Origin of the sequence: Chryseobacterium sp. Leaf404 (assembly GCF_001424145.1) — a bacterium.
GTDB lineage: Bacteria > Bacteroidota > Bacteroidia > Flavobacteriales > Weeksellaceae > Chryseobacterium.
This window is the reverse complement of sequence record NZ_LMQM01000012.1, coordinates 1-16,061: the sequence shown is the minus strand read 5'-3', so window position 1 is coordinate 16,061 and position 16,061 is coordinate 1. Positions and strand designations below refer to the sequence as shown.

12 protein-coding genes and 1 pseudogene are annotated in these 16,061 nt (G+C 38.3%); 11 read left to right on the top strand and 2 right to left on the bottom strand.

Annotated features, from left to right (window positions below; translation table 11 throughout):
• The first annotated feature begins 130 nt into the window (after positions 1-130).
• The 11 genes from ASG31_RS11850 to ASG31_RS11800 all read left to right on the top strand — a co-directional run bounded on the left by ASG31_RS11850 (position 131) and on the right by ASG31_RS11800 (position 14,486).
• Positions 131-2,041, top strand: coding sequence for a sialate O-acetylesterase (locus tag ASG31_RS11850; RefSeq protein WP_082504545.1), 1,911 nt, complete (start codon positions 131-133; stop codon positions 2,039-2,041).
• Positions 2,042-2,074: 33 nt separating this feature from the next.
• Positions 2,075-3,529: an MFS transporter gene (locus ASG31_RS11845; protein ID WP_056032641.1), complete on the top strand. Its 1,455-nt coding sequence runs from the start codon at positions 2,075-2,077 to the stop codon at positions 3,527-3,529.
• Positions 3,530-3,807: 278 nt separating this feature from the next.
• Positions 3,808-4,929, top strand: a complete 1,122-nt coding sequence (locus ASG31_RS11840) for an endo-1,4-beta-xylanase (protein ID WP_056032639.1) — start codon at positions 3,808-3,810, stop codon at positions 4,927-4,929.
• 41 nt (positions 4,930-4,970) lie between these two features.
• Positions 4,971-5,945: a glycoside hydrolase family 43 protein gene (locus tag ASG31_RS11835; RefSeq protein ID WP_056032636.1), complete on the top strand. Its 975-nt coding sequence runs from the start codon at positions 4,971-4,973 to the stop codon at positions 5,943-5,945.
• A 79-nt stretch (positions 5,946-6,024) separates the two neighbouring features.
• Complete coding sequence (locus ASG31_RS11830; RefSeq protein ID WP_056032633.1) at positions 6,025-8,058, top strand: alpha-glucuronidase; 2,034 nt, start codon at positions 6,025-6,027, stop codon at positions 8,056-8,058.
• 118 nt (positions 8,059-8,176) lie between these two features.
• Entirely contained in the window at positions 8,177-8,830 is a 654-nt protein-coding gene (gene fsa, locus ASG31_RS11825) for a fructose-6-phosphate aldolase (RefSeq protein WP_056032631.1), read from the top strand.
• 3 nt (positions 8,831-8,833) lie between these two features.
• Positions 8,834-9,682, top strand: a complete 849-nt coding sequence (locus ASG31_RS11820) for a transketolase (protein ID WP_056032628.1) — start codon at positions 8,834-8,836, stop codon at positions 9,680-9,682.
• 294 nt (positions 9,683-9,976) lie between these two features.
• Positions 9,977-10,933: a transketolase family protein gene (locus tag ASG31_RS11815; RefSeq protein ID WP_056032625.1), complete on the top strand. Its 957-nt coding sequence runs from the start codon at positions 9,977-9,979 to the stop codon at positions 10,931-10,933.
• 207 nt (positions 10,934-11,140) lie between these two features.
• Positions 11,141-12,124: a Gfo/Idh/MocA family protein gene (locus ASG31_RS11810; protein WP_056032622.1), complete on the top strand. Its 984-nt coding sequence runs from the start codon at positions 11,141-11,143 to the stop codon at positions 12,122-12,124.
• A gap of 144 nt (positions 12,125-12,268) precedes the next feature.
• Positions 12,269-13,456, top strand: a complete 1,188-nt coding sequence (galK, locus tag ASG31_RS11805; protein ID WP_056032620.1) for a galactokinase — start codon at positions 12,269-12,271, stop codon at positions 13,454-13,456.
• Positions 13,416-14,486, top strand: coding sequence for a UDP-glucose--hexose-1-phosphate uridylyltransferase (locus ASG31_RS11800; protein ID WP_056032617.1), 1,071 nt, complete (start codon positions 13,416-13,418; stop codon positions 14,484-14,486). The genes galK and ASG31_RS11800 overlap by 41 nt, the downstream gene beginning before the upstream one ends.
• Positions 14,487-15,237: 751 nt before the next feature.
• On the opposite strand, the gene ASG31_RS18385 is transcribed toward ASG31_RS11800, so the two are convergent.
• Together ASG31_RS18385 and ASG31_RS18380 are read right to left on the bottom strand one after the other, a co-directional pair.
• A complete protein-coding gene (locus ASG31_RS18385; RefSeq protein ID WP_231433742.1) occupies positions 15,238-15,549 on the bottom strand; it encodes an AAA family ATPase in 312 nt (103 codons plus the stop codon).
• Positions 15,535-15,888: pseudogene (locus ASG31_RS18380) on the bottom strand (ATP-binding cassette domain-containing protein); the annotation flags it as partial. The pseudogene ASG31_RS18380 and the gene ASG31_RS18385, both read right to left, overlap by 15 nt.
• Between the last annotated feature and the right edge of the window lie 173 nt (positions 15,889-16,061).

Genomic DNA, 16,061 nt, shown 5'->3' with positions numbered 1-16,061 from the left:
GATTCGAGTATAAAAGTCCGCTCCGTAGGAGCGATATCTGTGTAGAAAGAAAAATGGCAAGTTAGTGGAGAACTCCGTAGGAGTTCAATCTTAAAATAATCAAACTTGCAATCGTTAAAATTTACAAAATATGAAATATAAAAATATCAGGACTATCACCTTGCTGCTCTGCATATTTTGCACTGTACTTTTTGAGGCAAAAATTCAGCTTCCCACGTTAGTTTCAGACGGAATGGTTTTGCAGAGAAATCAAAAACTCAACATTTGGGGAAAAGCCGATGCAAACGAAAAAGTGGAAGTGAAATTCCTCAACAAAAATTATAAAACGTCTGCCGACCAAAACGGAAACTGGAAAATCGTGCTTCCTGAACAAAAAGCAGGCGGACCTTACACAATGATCATTAATGAAATCACGCTTAAAAATATTTTGATTGGCGATGTATATCTTGCTTCCGGACAGTCGAATATGGAATTGCCGATGCGCAGATTGACACCGCTTTATGCTGATGAAATTAAAAATGCAGATAATCAGAACATTAGGTTTTTCACGGTTCCTCAGAAATATAATTTCAAATCGCCACAAACCGAGCTTGATGGCGGAAAATGGGAAGCGACAAATCCACAAACGATTCTTAATTTTTCGGGAGTTGCCTATTTTTTCGCAAAAGAATTAAGTCAGAAAAATAAAGTGGCCGTTGGAATTATCCACGCAAGTTTGGGTGGTTCACCGATTCAGGCGTGGATGGATGAAAATTCTCTGAAAAAATACCCTGAATATCTGGACGAAGCTAAAAAATGGCAGAATGATGATTTGATAAAATCTACAGAATCTGGCGAACAGGCGTTAAGCAAAGCTTGGTACGCTGAACTCGACCAAAGTGATATCGGATTAAACCAGCATTGGGAAAAATTTGATCTAAATGACTCGGACTGGAAAACAATGCAAATTCCAGGTTCCTGGGAAGATAAAGAAGGCTCATTTGATGGTTCAGTTTGGTTCAGAAAAGAAATTAATTTAACCAAAAATCAGTCAGGAAAAGCCGCTTTTCTAAATTTAGGAAGAATAAAAGATGCTGATGTAACTTATGTCAACGGGACAAAAGTAGGAAATGTAACCTACGAATATCCACCGCGTTGGTACGATATTCCGGCAGGAGTTTTAAAAGAAGGCAAAAACGTCATTGCTGTTAGAATCTCAAACGGAAGCGGAAAAGGTCAGTTCATCGCTGACAAGCCTTATTACCTCGAAATTGACGGGAATAAAATCGATTTAAAAACCGAATGGAAATATAAAATCGGTGCTAAAATGGAAAAAATGTCTCCCGGAACTACTTTCATCCGTTGGAAACCGACAGGATTGTACAATGCAATGATTAATCCGCTTATCAATTATAGCATCAAAGGCGCCATTTGGTATCAGGGCGAAAGCAACACCGGAAAACCAAAAGAATACGGCGATTTGCTGACCACAATGATTCTGGATTGGCGAAATAAATGGAATCAGAAAGATATGCCTTTTTTCACAGTACAATTAGCCAATTTTATGGAACCAAAAACACAGCCTATTGAAAGCAATTGGGCAGAATTAAGAGACCAACAACGAAAAGTTTCTCTTAATGTTCCAAGTACTGGACTTGCCGTAATCATTGATATAGGAGAGTGGAATGACATTCATCCTTTAAACAAGAAAACAGTTGGAGACCGATTGGCTTTACAGGCGCTTAAAGTTGCCGATAAGAAAAATATCATCACAGACGGACCGGTTTATCAGTCAATGAAGATCGAAGGAAACAAAATCATTCTTTCCTTTAAAAATGGAACCGATGATTTTACACCCGTTTCTGAATTGAAAGGTTTCGCCATCAAAGGAAAAGACGGAAAATATGAATGGGCAAAAGCAAAAATCGAGAGCAACAAAATCATTGTCTGGAACGACACCATTTCAAATCCAATTTCAGTAAGATATGACTGGGCCGACAATCCCGACGGAAATCTGAAAAACAAAACCGGTCTTCCCGCATCGCCTTTTACAACAGAATAATCAATTATCATTTATCAAATATCAATTATTAAAATGAACAACTCATCTCAAAAAATATCTGTCGTTGAGAAAATCGGCTACAGTTTAGGAGATTTAGCCGCCAATCTGGTTTTCCAGACGCTAGTAACCTATTTAGCTTATTTTTATACCGATATTTACGGATTAAAACCAGAAGATGCCTCTATTATTACGCTTACGGTCGGTTTGTTGGCTGGTTTTGTCTTCAATCCGATGGTTGGAGCTTTGGCAGACAGAACCCGCACAAAATGGGGGAAATTCCGTCCATGGATTTTATTAACGGCAATTCCGTTGGGTACTGCGGCACTTTTTGCGTTCAGCACACCCGATTTTTCTTATAAAGGAAAAATGATTTATGCAGCGGTTACTTACTCAGTTTTATTATTGCTTTATGCTGCCAATAATTTACCTTATGCAGCTCTAAGCGGTGTTATAACAGGCGATATGAGCGAAAGAAACAGTATTTCATCTTACCGTTTTGTTGCCGTTATGTTTGCACAGTTTTTCGTTCAGGTATTTATGTTGCCGATTATTTTATCTGCAGGTCACGGCGACAAAGCAGCAGGAATCGAAGTTGTAATGACTTGGTTGGCAATTATCGGAACGGTAATGTTGCTCATCACTTTTCTCACGACCAAAGAAAGAGTGATTCCAAAACCGGAACAGGAATCTACTTTAGGAGCTGATTTAAAAGATTTAAAGAAAAATAAGCCGTGGATTATTATGTTAACGGTTACCGCATTGATTTTCATTACATTGGCAATGAAAGGTGGTTCGTATGTCTACTATTTTAATAATTATGTAGACGAAACCTCACTTCAGCAATTTATCTCGCCTATTACCAATTTCTTCAATTCCATCGGGATGAATTTCTTCGGAGAAGATCCTCGTTCAGCAGGTTTCGGATTATTCAATGCAGGTGGAATCATTATGATGATTGTTGGAATCACTTTCTCGAAAAAGTTTGCAGATAAATATGGCAAAAGAGATGCATTTATCGCTTCACTTTTTATTTCAACACTATTCGTTTTAGCATTTATCTTTTATCCGCCAAAATCGGTTGGGTTAATGTTCTTTTCTCAGATTTTACACGGTTTCTTCTACGGAATCGGAACGCCATTGCTTTGGGCGATGATTGCTGACGTTGCCGATTATTCAGAATGGAAAAACAACAGACGTGCAACAGCGATTATTTTCTCGGCAATGATGGTCGGTTTGAAGGTTGGTTTAAGCATCGGAAGTTCGCTGGTTGCTTACATCATCGGTCAGTACGGTTACATTTCTTCCGAAGGAGCAGTGAGTGTTTTACAGCCGGAAACCGTTTCTGCGGGAGCCAAAATGTTAGTCAGTATATTTCCATCAATACCATTCTTTTTAGCTTGTGGACTGCTAATGTTCTACGAAATCAATAAGAAAAAGGAAATCGAAATCGAGCACGACCTTAAGGAAAGAAGAAAGGCGAAAGATTAATATTATAACAAAAATTTGGGCAGCTTTATCCGTCTTCCACTCCCAATCTTTTTTGCCAAAGCTTTTCCAGCCGCAAAAAAAGGATTTCCGTTCAAGCCGGGCTGCGAGTGATTCGGTGTTAAAAGCCGTATCGAGGTTTTAAACTGTTACAAGTCTTAAAAAATGAACTTTATATGAACTTTTTATTTCTTCGCTGAGTTTACGCCTTTGCAAACATTTAAAATATAGTAGTCAACAAAATCTTTGTGCACTTTGCGTTTAAATTAAAAAAAATAATTATGAATAAGATAGCAGCATTATTAGGAATTTTAACCTTAACTGTTTCGTGCAAGACAGCCAACACGGCAACTTCCAACGATTCTCTGAAGAATGCATTCAAAAATAAATTCTACATAGGAACAGCGATGAGTCTTCCGCAGATTGATGAGAAAGAAGCAAAGTCTGTAGAAATTATTAAAAATCAGTTCAGCTCCATTGTTGCAGAAAACTGTATGAAATCGATGTTTTTGCAACCAGAAGAAGGCAAGTTCTTTTTTGATGATGCCGATAAGTTTGTGGCTTTTGGAGAGAAAAGCAAAATGTTCATCATCGGTCATACTTTGATTTGGCATTCGCAGTTACCCAAATGGTTTTTCGTGGACAAAGATGGAAAAGATGTTTCTGCCGAAGTTTTAAAACAAAGAATGAAAAATCACATTACCACCGTTGTCACCAGATACAAAGGTCGTGTGAAAGGTTGGGATGTCGTCAATGAAGCCATTATGGAAGATGGAACTTACAGAAAATCTAAGTTTTACGAAATTTTAGGCGAAGAATTTATTCCGTTGGCTTTTCAGTATGCACAAGATGCAGACCCAAATGCAGAATTGTATTACAATGATTACAATGAATGGCATCCCGGAAAAGTAAAAACCGTGAGCAAAATGGTTCAAACTTTAAAATCCAGAAAAATTCATATCGATGGAGTAGGAATGCAGACGCACGTTGGCCTAGATACACCAACACTTGCTGAATACGAAAAAGCAATTCTCGACTACGCCGCAAATGGTGTAAAAGTAAATGTTACCGAAATGGAAATCAGCGCACTTCCTTCTCCGTGGGGAACTTCTGCCAACGTTTCCGATAAAGTGGAGTACGAAGCAAAAATGAATCCGTACACCGCCGGACTTCCCGAAAATGTGAAAACAGAATGGGAAAACCGCTATCTGGATTTCTTCAGACTATTCCTGAAACATCAGGATAAAATCAGAAGAGTAACCTTGTGGGGAACAACCGATGCACAATCCTGGAAAAATGATTTTCCGGTAAAAGGCAGAACCGATTATCCTTTGCTTTTCGACCGGAATAATCAGGCAAAACCCGTGGTAGAAAAAATCATTCAGTTAACAAAAGAAAAATAAGTCTAATATCTAGTTTCTAAAATCTAACTTCTAATTAAACAATGAAACAATCAAAATACCTCTTCCCAAGCGATTATATGGCAGATCCATCTGTTCACGTTTTTGAAGGCAAAATTTACATTTATCCATCACACGACCGTGAAAGCGGCATCGAAGAAAATGACAACGGAGACCATTTTGATATGAACGATTATCACGTTTTCTCGTTGGATGATGTAGAAAACGGCGAAATCACAGACCACGGTGTTGTCCTTTCGGTAAAAGATATTCCTTGGTCGGGAAGGCAATTGTGGGATTGTGATGTGGCATTCAAAAATGGAAAATATTATATGTATTTTCCGTTAAAAGATAAAAATGACATCTTCAGAATCGGTGTTGCGGTAAGTGACAAACCTTACGGACCATTTATTCCGGAGAAACATCCGATGTTGGGAAGTTATAGCATCGATCCTTGTATTTTTGAAGAAAGCGGAAGACATTATATGTATTTTGGTGGAATCTGGGGCGGACAATTGCAGCGTTACAGAAACAACAAAGCCTTAGAATCTGCAGTAATTCCAAATGATAACGAACAGGCAATTCCTTCAAAAGTTGTTTTATTGAGCGATGATATGCTTGAGTTTGGAGAAGAGCCGAAAGATGTTTTAATTCTTGACGAAAATGGAAATCCATTGCTTCACGGTGACAAACACCGCTTTTTCGAAGCGTCCTGGATGCACAAATACAACAATAAATATTATTTTTCTTATTCTACAGGCGACACACATTTGATTTGTTACGCAACCGGTGACAATCCTTATGGACCATTTACTTTTCAGGGCGAAATTCTAACACCTGTTGTGGGCTGGACAACCCATCACAGCATCGCTGAATTTAAAGGAAAATGGTATCTGTTCTTCCACGATTCTGTCCCAAGCGAAGGGAAAACCTGGCTCAGAAGTATGAAAGTAGTTGAAATTGAATATGATGAAAATGGAAAGATCAAAACCATTGAGGGTTTAGAAGAAAATCAATAGGAACAGGATTCAGCCTGTTTTTATAAGACGATATACAACTTGGCTTTAGCCAAAACTTAAGTAATTTAAAAATTTAAGAATGAAAATTTTCCGACATTACATTTTCTTATTTCTCATTATTCCACTAATGACTTTCGCGGAAGACGGCAGCCAGCTTTGGCTTCGTTTCCCTGCAAAAAACGGAATTTCGGCAGATAAAATTATTTCGAAAGGCAACAGCGCGACGTTGAATATTGCCAAAAAAGAATTAATGAATCATTGGCAAGGTCAGGAAATCGAGCTTCGAACCGACAATTCATTAAAAAATCTGAAGGGTGGTTACACGATAAAATCCGTTCAGAATAAATTGGTCATTTCCGCCGAAAAAGAAACAGGATTGCTGTATGGGGTTTATCATATTTTACGTTTGCAGCAAACCAATTCGACAACTACAAATTTGAATATCACCGAAAAACCTTCCTACGATATCAGGATTCTCAACCATTGGGACAATCTGGATGGAACTATTGAGCGTGGCTACGCAGGGCATTCGCTTTGGAAGTGGGAAGATTTACCGAATAAAATTTCGCCAAGATATGAGGAATATGCAAGAGCAAATGCATCAATCGGTATTAATGCGACCGTTCTCAACAACGTCAATGCTTCGCCAAATATGCTCCGTAAAGATTATCTTCAAAAAGTAAAAGTTCTGGCAGACATTTTCAGACCTTACGGAATCAAAGTGTATTTATCTGTTAATTTCTCATCGCCAAAAGTTTTGGGAGGATTGGAAAACTCAGATCCACTTAACAAAGATGTTCAGAAATGGTGGAAAGACAAAGCTTCTGAAATTTATAAAATAATTCCTGACTTCGGCGGATTTTTGGTAAAAGCCAATTCCGAAGGTCAGCCCGGGCCGCAGGATTACGGAAGAACGCACGCCGACGGTGCCAATATGATGGCAGATGTTTTGAAACCTTACGGCGGAATGGTTATGTGGAGAGCATTTGTGTACAGTCCGAGCAAAGAAGACCGTGCAAAGCAGGCTTATTTAGAATTTGTTCCTCTTGATGGAAAATTCAGAGAGAATGTGATTGTCCAGATCAAAAACGGACCGGTTGATTTCCAGCCTCGTGAAGCATTCAATCCATTGTTCGGAGCATTGAAAAAAACGCCGGAAATGGTTGAATTCCAGATTACCCAGGAATATTTGGGGCAAAATAATCACCTCGTTTTTCTCGCACCTTTGTTTAAAGAAACTTTAGACAGCGACACGTATTCGGACGGAAAAGGATCAACAATTGCCAAAATTACGGATGGAACTTTAAGACCTGCGAAATTAACCGCAATTTCTGCTGTTGCGAATATTGGTGAAGACAAAAACTGGACAGGCCATCACTTCGCACAGGCCAATTGGTACGCTTTCGGACGTCTGGCGTGGAATCACGATTTATCCTCCGAACAGATTGCCGATGAGTGGATTAAAATGACTTTTACTGATAATGAAAAATTCCTAAATCCCGTAAAAGAAATGATGCTCATTTCCCGGGAAACTGCTGTCGATTATATGATGCCACTTGGTTTACACCATATTTTTGCAGGCGGACATCATTATGGTCCCGAACCTTGGGGCGATTACAAAGGCGGAAGACCCGATTGGTCGCCGGTGTATTATCATCAGGCCAATGCTGAAGGACTTGGTTTCGACAGAACGAAAACAGGTAGCAATGCCGTTTCTCAATATTTTCCACCATTAAATGAAATCTATGGAAACATAAAAACCACTCCTGAAAATTTAATTCTCTGGTTCCACCACGTTCCCTGGAATTATAAAATGAAAGATGGAAAAACAATGTGGGAAGAATTGTGTTACAAATACGATTCTGGCGTGCGCAGAGTGAGAGATTATCAGAATATTTGGAACAAAATGCAAGCTTATGTTGATAACGAAAGGTTCACAGATGTGCAGGCAAAACTGAAAATTCAAGCGGAAGATGCCGTCTGGTGGAAAGATGCATGTCTGCTTTATTTCCAGACTTTTTCAAAACAGCCGATCCCAGCTGACATTGAAAAACCAGTTCACAACCTGGAAGATTTGAAGAAAATAAAACTCAATATGGGTCACAACAATTAATAAATCAATTTTAAAAACCACGCAATAACTTTCTGAATCTTTTTTAAGACAGGAATTTGTTGACTAAATAAATTAAGTGTAAATTTAACACTTAAATAAAAATTAAAATATAAAACCTATGAAATTTTTTATTGACACTGCTAATCTGGAGCAGATTAGAGAAGCTAATGACTTAGGGATTCTCGATGGAGTTACAACTAATCCATCTTTGATGGCAAAAGAAGGCATCAGCGGAACAGAAGCTATTTTGCAACATTACAAAGATATTTGTGATATTGTCGATGGCGATATTTCTGCAGAAGTACTATCAACTACGTACGAAGAAATGATTGCAGAAGGCGAAATTCTTGCCGCGATTCATCCAAATATCGTTGTGAAAATCCCGATGATCAAAGATGGTATCAAAGCCTTAAAATATTTTTCTGACAAAGGCATCAAAACCAATTGCACGCTGATTTTTTCTGCCGGACAGGCACTTTTAGCCGCAAAAGCCGGAGCAACCTATGTTTCACCATTCCTGGGTAGACTCGATGATATTTCGACAGACAGTCTCAATTTGATTGAGGAAATCAGATTGATATTTGACAATTATATGTATGAAACTGAAATTCTTGCCGCTTCAGTTCGAAACAGTATGCACATCATCAACTGCGCAAAAATTGGTGCCGATGTTGTGACTTGCCCAATCCAGCCGATTCTATCTCTGTTAAAACATCCGTTGACAGATTCAGGTTTAGAGCAGTTCATCAAAGATTCACAAAAATTGCAGTAATTTATGAAACACGATATTTCAAAACTCAACCATATCGCTTCTCAGGTTCGCCGGGATATTGTAAGAATGGTGCACGCCTGCCAGTCAGGTCATCCGGGCGGTTCGCTTGGTTGCGCGGATTTTCTCGTCGCACTCTATTTCGACGTGATGAAGAGAAAAGAAGGCTTCGATATGAAGGCCAAAGGTGAAGATGCATTTTATCTTTCCAACGGTCATATTTCGCCCGTTTTTTACAGTGTTTTAGCACACGCAGGCTATTTTGACAAGTCCGAACTGGCAACTTTCAGAAAACTGAATTCCAGATTGCAGGGTCATCCAACAACGCACGAAGGTTTGCCGGGAATTCGCATTGCTTCCGGTTCTTTAGGTCAGGGAATGTCAGTGGCCATCGGTCACGCGGTCGGAAAAAAGTTAGATCATGACGAAAATCTGGTGTTCACACTTCACGGGGACGGCGAGTTGCAGGAAGGCCAAAACTGGGAAGCCATTATGTACGCCTCTCACAACAAGGTTGATAATTTGATAGCAACCATCGATTACAACGGTCAGCAGATCGACGGTCCGACTTCAAAAGTCCTTTCTTTAGGCAACCTTAGAACCAAATTTGAGGCCTTCGACTGGAAAGTTCTGGAAGTGGAAAATGGCAACGATATGCAGGAAATTCTGAACGTTCTCGACGAGGCAAAATCATTGACCGGAAAAGGTCAGCCAATCTGCATTCTCCTGAAAACCGGAATGGGTCACGGCGTAGATTATATGATGGGAAGCCACGCGTGGCACGGAAAAGCGCCTAACGATGAGCTATTGGCAAAAGCATTAGACCAACTCGAAGAAACTTTGGGCGATTATTAGACTTTAAATTATTTGGGCAGCTTTATCCGCCTTCCGCTCCCAATCTTTTTTGCAGACGGTTTCAGTTTAATAGAACTTGATGACCACGCAAAAAAGGATTTCCGCTCAAGTCGGGCTGCGAGCGATTCGCTGTTCAAAAAGAATATGTAAAAATCTAATGGTTAAATTTCTTTGCTGAGCGAAATCGAAGATTCGACGGAGTCAAACGCCTTTGCGAACGAAAAATATTCCCAATAAGTTAAAAAAAATCTTTGCGCTCTTTGCGTTTAAAACAAACATCAACAGATTAATCAAATGAAAAAATATACCTACACAGAAAAAAAAGATACCAGAAGCGGTTTCGGAGCCGGATTGGCTGAACTGGCAGACAAAAACCCAGATGTCGTGGCTCTTTGCGCCGACCTTATCGGTTCTTTAAAAATGGAAAAATTCATCGAAAAAGCACCGGAACGTTTTTTCCAGATCGGAATTGCCGAAGCCAATATGATTGGCATCGCCGCAGGATTAGCTATTGAAGGAAAAATTCCGTTTACGGGAACTTTCGCCAACTTTTCAACAGGAAGAGTTTACGATCAGATTCGTCAGTCGGTGGCGTATTCCGATAAAAATGTAAAAATCTGCGCATCCCACGCAGGACTGACTTTAGGTGAGGATGGCGCAACACACCAGATTCTGGAAGACATCGGATTAATGAAAATGCTTCCCGGAATGACAGTCATCAACACTTGCGATTACAACCAGACCAAAGCTGCAACGATTGCCATTGCAGATTACGAAGGACCAGTTTATCTACGTTTCGGAAGACCTGTGATTCCTGTTTTTACCGATGAAAATCAAACATTCGAAATCGGAAAAGCGTGGATGGTCAACGAAGGAAAAGACGTAACCATCATTGCCACCGGACATTTGGTTTGGAAAGTGATAAAAGCTGGGGAAATCCTGGAAGAGCAGGGAATTGATGCCGAAATTATTAATATTCACACCATCAAACCTTTGGACGCTGAAGCAATTTTAAAATCAGTAATGAAAACAGGTTGCGTTGTAACTGCCGAAGAACACAACAGATTAGGCGGTTTGGGAGATAGCGTTGCTCAACTTTTAATTACAGAATATCTTGCACCACAAGAATATGTTGCCGTAAACGACAGCTTTGGAGAAAGCGGAACACCCGACCAACTGATGGAAAAATATGGATTGACCACCAATGACATTGTTGAAGCCGCAAAAAAGGTAATGAAAAGGAAAAATTAATTTAAAGCTTATTTGAAAATTATTCAGCTATTCATTTTTAATAAATTTTTGTTTTCCCCAACCCTAAAAGGGAGCAAAAATTAATTAAAAATTTCATCAAAATTACTCCCTTTAGGGTTGGGAAAATAATTTTGATGGAATTTTAAATAAGCTTTTAGATTTAAAAATAAACTTTCAGATTTGTACGAACATTTCATCAATCAAAATATGAAAAAAATAAGATGGGGAATTCTGGGGACAGGAACTATCGCTCACAAGTTTGCAGCAGACCTCAAATATGTGGAAGGAGCAGAATTGGCGGCCGCCGGTTCTCGCTCACCGGAAAAAGCAGAAAATTTTTGCAGAGATTTTGATATTCCATTCAGTTTTGGAAGTTATCAGGCACTTGCAGAAAGCAATTTGGTCGATATCATTTACATTGCAACACCGCATAGCCTTCATCACGAAAACACTCTGCTGTGTCTTGACAATGACAAAGCCGTTCTGTGTGAAAAACCATTCGCCCTGAATGCAAAACAGGCAGCTGAAATGATTGATCTATCCCATCTGAAAAAACTGTTTTTGATGGATGCTTTATGGACGAAATTCCTTCCACATTATCAAAAAATGGTCGAAATCGTCAAAAGTGGAATTCTGGGTGACATCAAAGTAGTGTTGGCAAATTTCGGATTTAAGGCAAATCCAAATCCAAATTCTCGTTTGCTGAATCCTGAATTAGGTGGAGGATCTTTGATGGATATTGGTATTTATAATATTTTTACGGCATTGGATGTTTTGGGTAAACCGGATGAAATAAATGTCAGTATCAATTCTGCAGATCAAGGAGTTGACGAGCACTGTGCAGTTCTTTTTAAATACAGTAATGGAGCAATGGCTAGTTTATTTTCGTCAATTTCAGTGAATTTAGGAACTGAAGTTGAAATTTGCGGAACGCTGGGGCGATTAAAATTAAACACACCTTTTTATGAACCTTCGTCCACCCTAGAATTTATTGTTGATGGAGAAAAAACGGTCATTAATATAGAAAAAACAAGTGGATTCGGTTACCATTTTGAAGCAAGGCACGCAACAGAATGTTTACAGAATAATCTTACCGAAAGCCCGATCGTCACTCACGCCGGGAGTTTGTTACTGATGCAAACTTTAGACAGAATCCGCAATTTGTCAGGAATTGTTTTTCCTGGTGAATGAAATTAAATCATTTTTTAAAATTATTAGATTACTGTTAATCATTTAATTGATGAAATGGTAATCAAAATATTCTGATTAAGTTAAAGTAATGTTCACAATTTTAATTTTAAAATACCTCTAAAAAAGCATAAATTGCGGTTATCTATGAAGGAGAAATTAATCAATCATACCACAGAAGCATTCCAGTCTTTCTTCCAGTCAGAACCGGAACATTTTTTTCTGGCTCCCGGAAGAATTAATATTATCGGCGAACACGTTGATTACAGCGATGGCTTTGTTCTTCCAGCTGCCATCGACAAGCATATTTGTTTTGCCGTAAAAAAGGTGGATGACTCAGAAAACTGTACTTTTTTTGCGAAAGATTTTAATGAATCTTTCAGTTTTAATATCCATCAAAAGCAAACTCCTGTTGAGCAGACCTGGGTGAATTATTTGCTAGGTGTTTTCAATGCTATTCAGGAAAGTGGAAGAAAGATTGGCGGTTTGCAGATTGCCTTCAGCAGTACGATTCCGATGGGTTCCGGCTTGTCGTCTTCGGCAGCTTTGGAATGTGGGTTTGCCTATATTCTCAATCACATTTTTGATTTGAATTTATCTAAAAAAGAATTAGCACTCATTGGTCAGAAATCCGAGCACACCTTTGTTGGTGTAAAGTGCGGAATTATGGATCAGTTTGCATCTGTTTTCGGCAATGAACACCAAGTAATTATGCTCGACTGCAATTCTCTGGAACATCAGTATTTTGAAGCTAATATCGAAGGTTACAATCTGGTACTTTTCGACAGTTGTGTAAAGCACACGCATCTGACTTCTGGCTACAACGACAGGAGAAATGATGTCGATAACGGAAAGAAAGTTTTGTGGGAAAAATTCCCTGAAATAGAAAAATTCAGAGATTTCAGCATTTCAATGCTTGATGAAGTGAGAATGGAAATAGGAGAGACGTCTTACAAAAGATGTCTGTATCTTTTGAAAGAAATCAAAAGGGTAGAAAAGGCTTCTAAAGCTTTATCAGAAGGTGATGTAGAATATTTAGGGCAACTTCTAATCGAAACGCATTCCGGACTTTCTACTGAATTTGAAGTGAGTTGCGACGAACTGGATTTTATGGTGGAAAAAACTTTAGAAGAAAAAGGCGTTTTGGGTGCAAGAATAATGGGTGGCGGTTTCGGAGGATGCAGCATTAATCTTATTAAAGATGAAAATGTGGATGATGTGATTAAAAGCATCAGTGAAAAATATAGAGCAGATTTTGACATCGAAATGAAAGTGTACCGTGTAAAAATATCAGATGGAATTAGAGAATACAAAAGGAATGAATTCCTCGTTTAATAAAAAAAAACATCCTCACAGAAGATACAATCCGCTTTTGGATGAGTGGATTCTGGTTTCCCCTCAAAGAGCCAACCGACCTTGGCAGGGACAAATTGAAAAAGTTGCTGAAGAACAACTTCCTGCTCACGATCCGAATTGTTACTTGTGTTCAGGAAATCTGCGTGTGAATGGTGAAAGAAATCCCGATTACACAGGCGTCTATGTTTTTGAAAATGATTTTGGTTCTTTGATGAAAGATGATGTTGAATTTTCTAACGAACAGTCCGATTTTTTTTCATTAAAACCCGAACGGGGAATTAACAGAGTTATTTGTTTTTCGGAAAATCACAGCCTTACTTTGCCGGAAATGGAAGTAAGTGATATCAAAAAAGTGGTGGATGTTTGGCAGCAGCAATATGAGGAATTGGGAGCTGAAGATTACATCAATCACGTTCAGATTTTTGAAAATAAAGGAAGCGTGATGGGTTGCAGCAATCCGCATCCGCACGGACAAATCTGGGCACAATCTTCGATTCCGTCGACAGTTTTGAAAACGCAGGAAAATCTGAAGAAATATTTCGATAAAAAGGGAAGTTCGCTTCTGGAAGATTATGTCAAAAAAGAATTAGAAGCTGGAGAAAGAATCATTCTTGAAAATGAAGATTTCGTTGCACTGGTTCCGTTTTGGGCAGTCTGGCCCTACGAAACGATGATTATCAGTAAAAGAAAAGCGGAAAATATCCTGCAGTTTTCTGACTCTGAAAAACTTTCTTTAGCTTCAATAGTAAAAGATTTAACCACAAAATACGACAATCTTTTTGAGATTTCATTTCCCTATTCAGCTGGAATCCACCAATCGCCGACAGATGGAAAACCTCATGCGGAATGGCATTTTCATATGCATTTTTATCCACCGTTGCTGCGTAGTGCCGAGATAAAAAAGTTTATGGTGGGCTACGAGATGCTTGCAGAACCGCAACGTGATATTACTCCAGAGCAAAGTGCAGTAATTCTTAAAAAACTTTCCCTCAAGTACTACAAAAGTTGAAATAAATGTGAATTTGCTGCAACACCTACATCAACTCAATTGGTAGTTAGGTAAAATAGACATGGACCTGTTTTGAATTTTCAGTAATAATCAACTAGTTTTTATAATTGTATGAATTTAGAATTTTAACAGATTGTTCACAATCGAAAAACTTATAAGTATTTACTTTAGCCATATTCATGATGAGACATAGAAGTTAAAGACTAGAATTTTGGTCTGGATCTTAAAGATTAAAGAGAAAAATGATTTAAAGCTAAACTGTTTGTGGCAGGGTTTCTAAAAACGTCCTGCCATTATTTTTATGATCAATTTGAGCCACTCGGGTAGCAATGATAATAATAAACAATATTACTAGAAATCCTCCATAAATACTCAAGAGGGACAGCAAAAATTGCTGAATTGCTGATCCTTCAACTCCATTGTATACTCTAAATTATTTTAGTTACAAATGATAGAATTGCGACAATGTCTGCAAATACAAAAGTTAAAATTAATAATCCAAGATTTTAGTTTTTAGCCATTCCGCGTAAAATGCTGTTTTTATATATTGTAATTCTTTTTCATCGTTTAGTTTTGTTTTGTAATTTCCATGAATCATTCTTCAAGTCCACCTGCAGCCGTAAATTGGTACATCTGAGCGCCGGATTTTACTAAAAAAGTGGTATTTGTGGCAATTTCTTGCTGAGAATTGGTTACTATCAAGATTTCATTTTCAGATCGTAATTCGACAGAGTACTGATCATTAAGTAAATTAATATTTTGCTGCATCGTTTAGCTGAAATTTCGTTTTCTGGAACTTATAAAGATTGTTTAAATCTTCCTTACTCCCTTCAAACTTAATTTCTGAATAGGAAATGATGCCAAGATGGGTGACCATTTTTTCAATTTTTAAGAGAAGGTGACTAGAAATAAAAATCGTCACTCCTTTCTCACGATTAAGTTTAACAAGAAGCTCACGAACTTCAAGCATGCCATTTGGGTCAAGACCGTTTGCTGGCTCGTCAAAAACTAAAAGTTCAGTGTCGCTTATCAATGCGAATGCTATTGTAAGACGTTGTTTCATACCAAGGGAGTGTTTTTTCATTTTAATATTCCGAGCATGTGAGAGTCCTACTGTTGCTAAAACTTCGTCGATCTTTAATAAATCTTAATTTCTGATAACACAAACTTTTTTTAGATTATGAAATCCTGATAAATGATCATAAAATGCCGGATAATCTACCAGACATCCAATTTTTTGTAATGCTTGCGGACAAATCTCTGAAACATTTGTTTCAAAAACTTTCACCGAATTTGTGTGGTCATTAAAAAGTCCCATAATTAGACGCATGGTTGTAGAATTCCCTGCACCGTTCGCCCCGAGAAAACCATATAGTGACCTTTTAGGAACTTTAAGATTCACATTTTTAAGAATAAGCTTGTGGTCGATGAACCCAAAGAATCCGTCTCACAACTGAGGCGGTTTTTTTTTGGTAATTATTGCAGGATTTCGTATATTTATATCTGATAATCAGACAGTTGTTTATGAATTTTAAGCATTATAATCAAAATCAGTTAGTGCTGTTTCCTTATAGT

What these genes read in the sequence shown, in the direction of transcription:
- ASG31_RS18385 (WP_231433742.1), bottom strand. Translation starts at nt 15,549, where the DNA reads ATGAAACAACGTCTTACAATAGCATTCGCATTGATAAGCGACACTGAA.
- fsa (WP_056032631.1), top strand. Translation starts at nt 8,177, where the DNA reads ATGAAATTTTTTATTGACACTGCTAATCTGGAGCAGATTAGAGAAGCT.
- ASG31_RS11845 (WP_056032641.1), top strand. Translation starts at nt 2,075, where the DNA reads ATGAACAACTCATCTCAAAAAATATCTGTCGTTGAGAAAATCGGCTAC.
- galK (WP_056032620.1), top strand. Translation starts at nt 12,269, where the DNA reads ATGAAGGAGAAATTAATCAATCATACCACAGAAGCATTCCAGTCTTTC.
- ASG31_RS11835 (WP_056032636.1), top strand. Translation starts at nt 4,971, where the DNA reads ATGAAACAATCAAAATACCTCTTCCCAAGCGATTATATGGCAGATCCA.
- ASG31_RS11840 (WP_056032639.1), top strand. Translation starts at nt 3,808, where the DNA reads ATGAATAAGATAGCAGCATTATTAGGAATTTTAACCTTAACTGTTTCG.
- ASG31_RS11830 (WP_056032633.1), top strand. Translation starts at nt 6,025, where the DNA reads ATGAAAATTTTCCGACATTACATTTTCTTATTTCTCATTATTCCACTA.
- ASG31_RS11820 (WP_056032628.1), top strand. Translation starts at nt 8,834, where the DNA reads ATGAAACACGATATTTCAAAACTCAACCATATCGCTTCTCAGGTTCGC.
- ASG31_RS11815 (WP_056032625.1), top strand. Translation starts at nt 9,977, where the DNA reads ATGAAAAAATATACCTACACAGAAAAAAAAGATACCAGAAGCGGTTTC.
- ASG31_RS11800 (WP_056032617.1), top strand. Translation starts at nt 13,416, where the DNA reads ATGGAATTAGAGAATACAAAAGGAATGAATTCCTCGTTTAATAAAAAA.
- ASG31_RS11810 (WP_056032622.1), top strand. Translation starts at nt 11,141, where the DNA reads ATGAAAAAAATAAGATGGGGAATTCTGGGGACAGGAACTATCGCTCAC.
- ASG31_RS11850 (WP_082504545.1), top strand. Translation starts at nt 131, where the DNA reads ATGAAATATAAAAATATCAGGACTATCACCTTGCTGCTCTGCATATTT.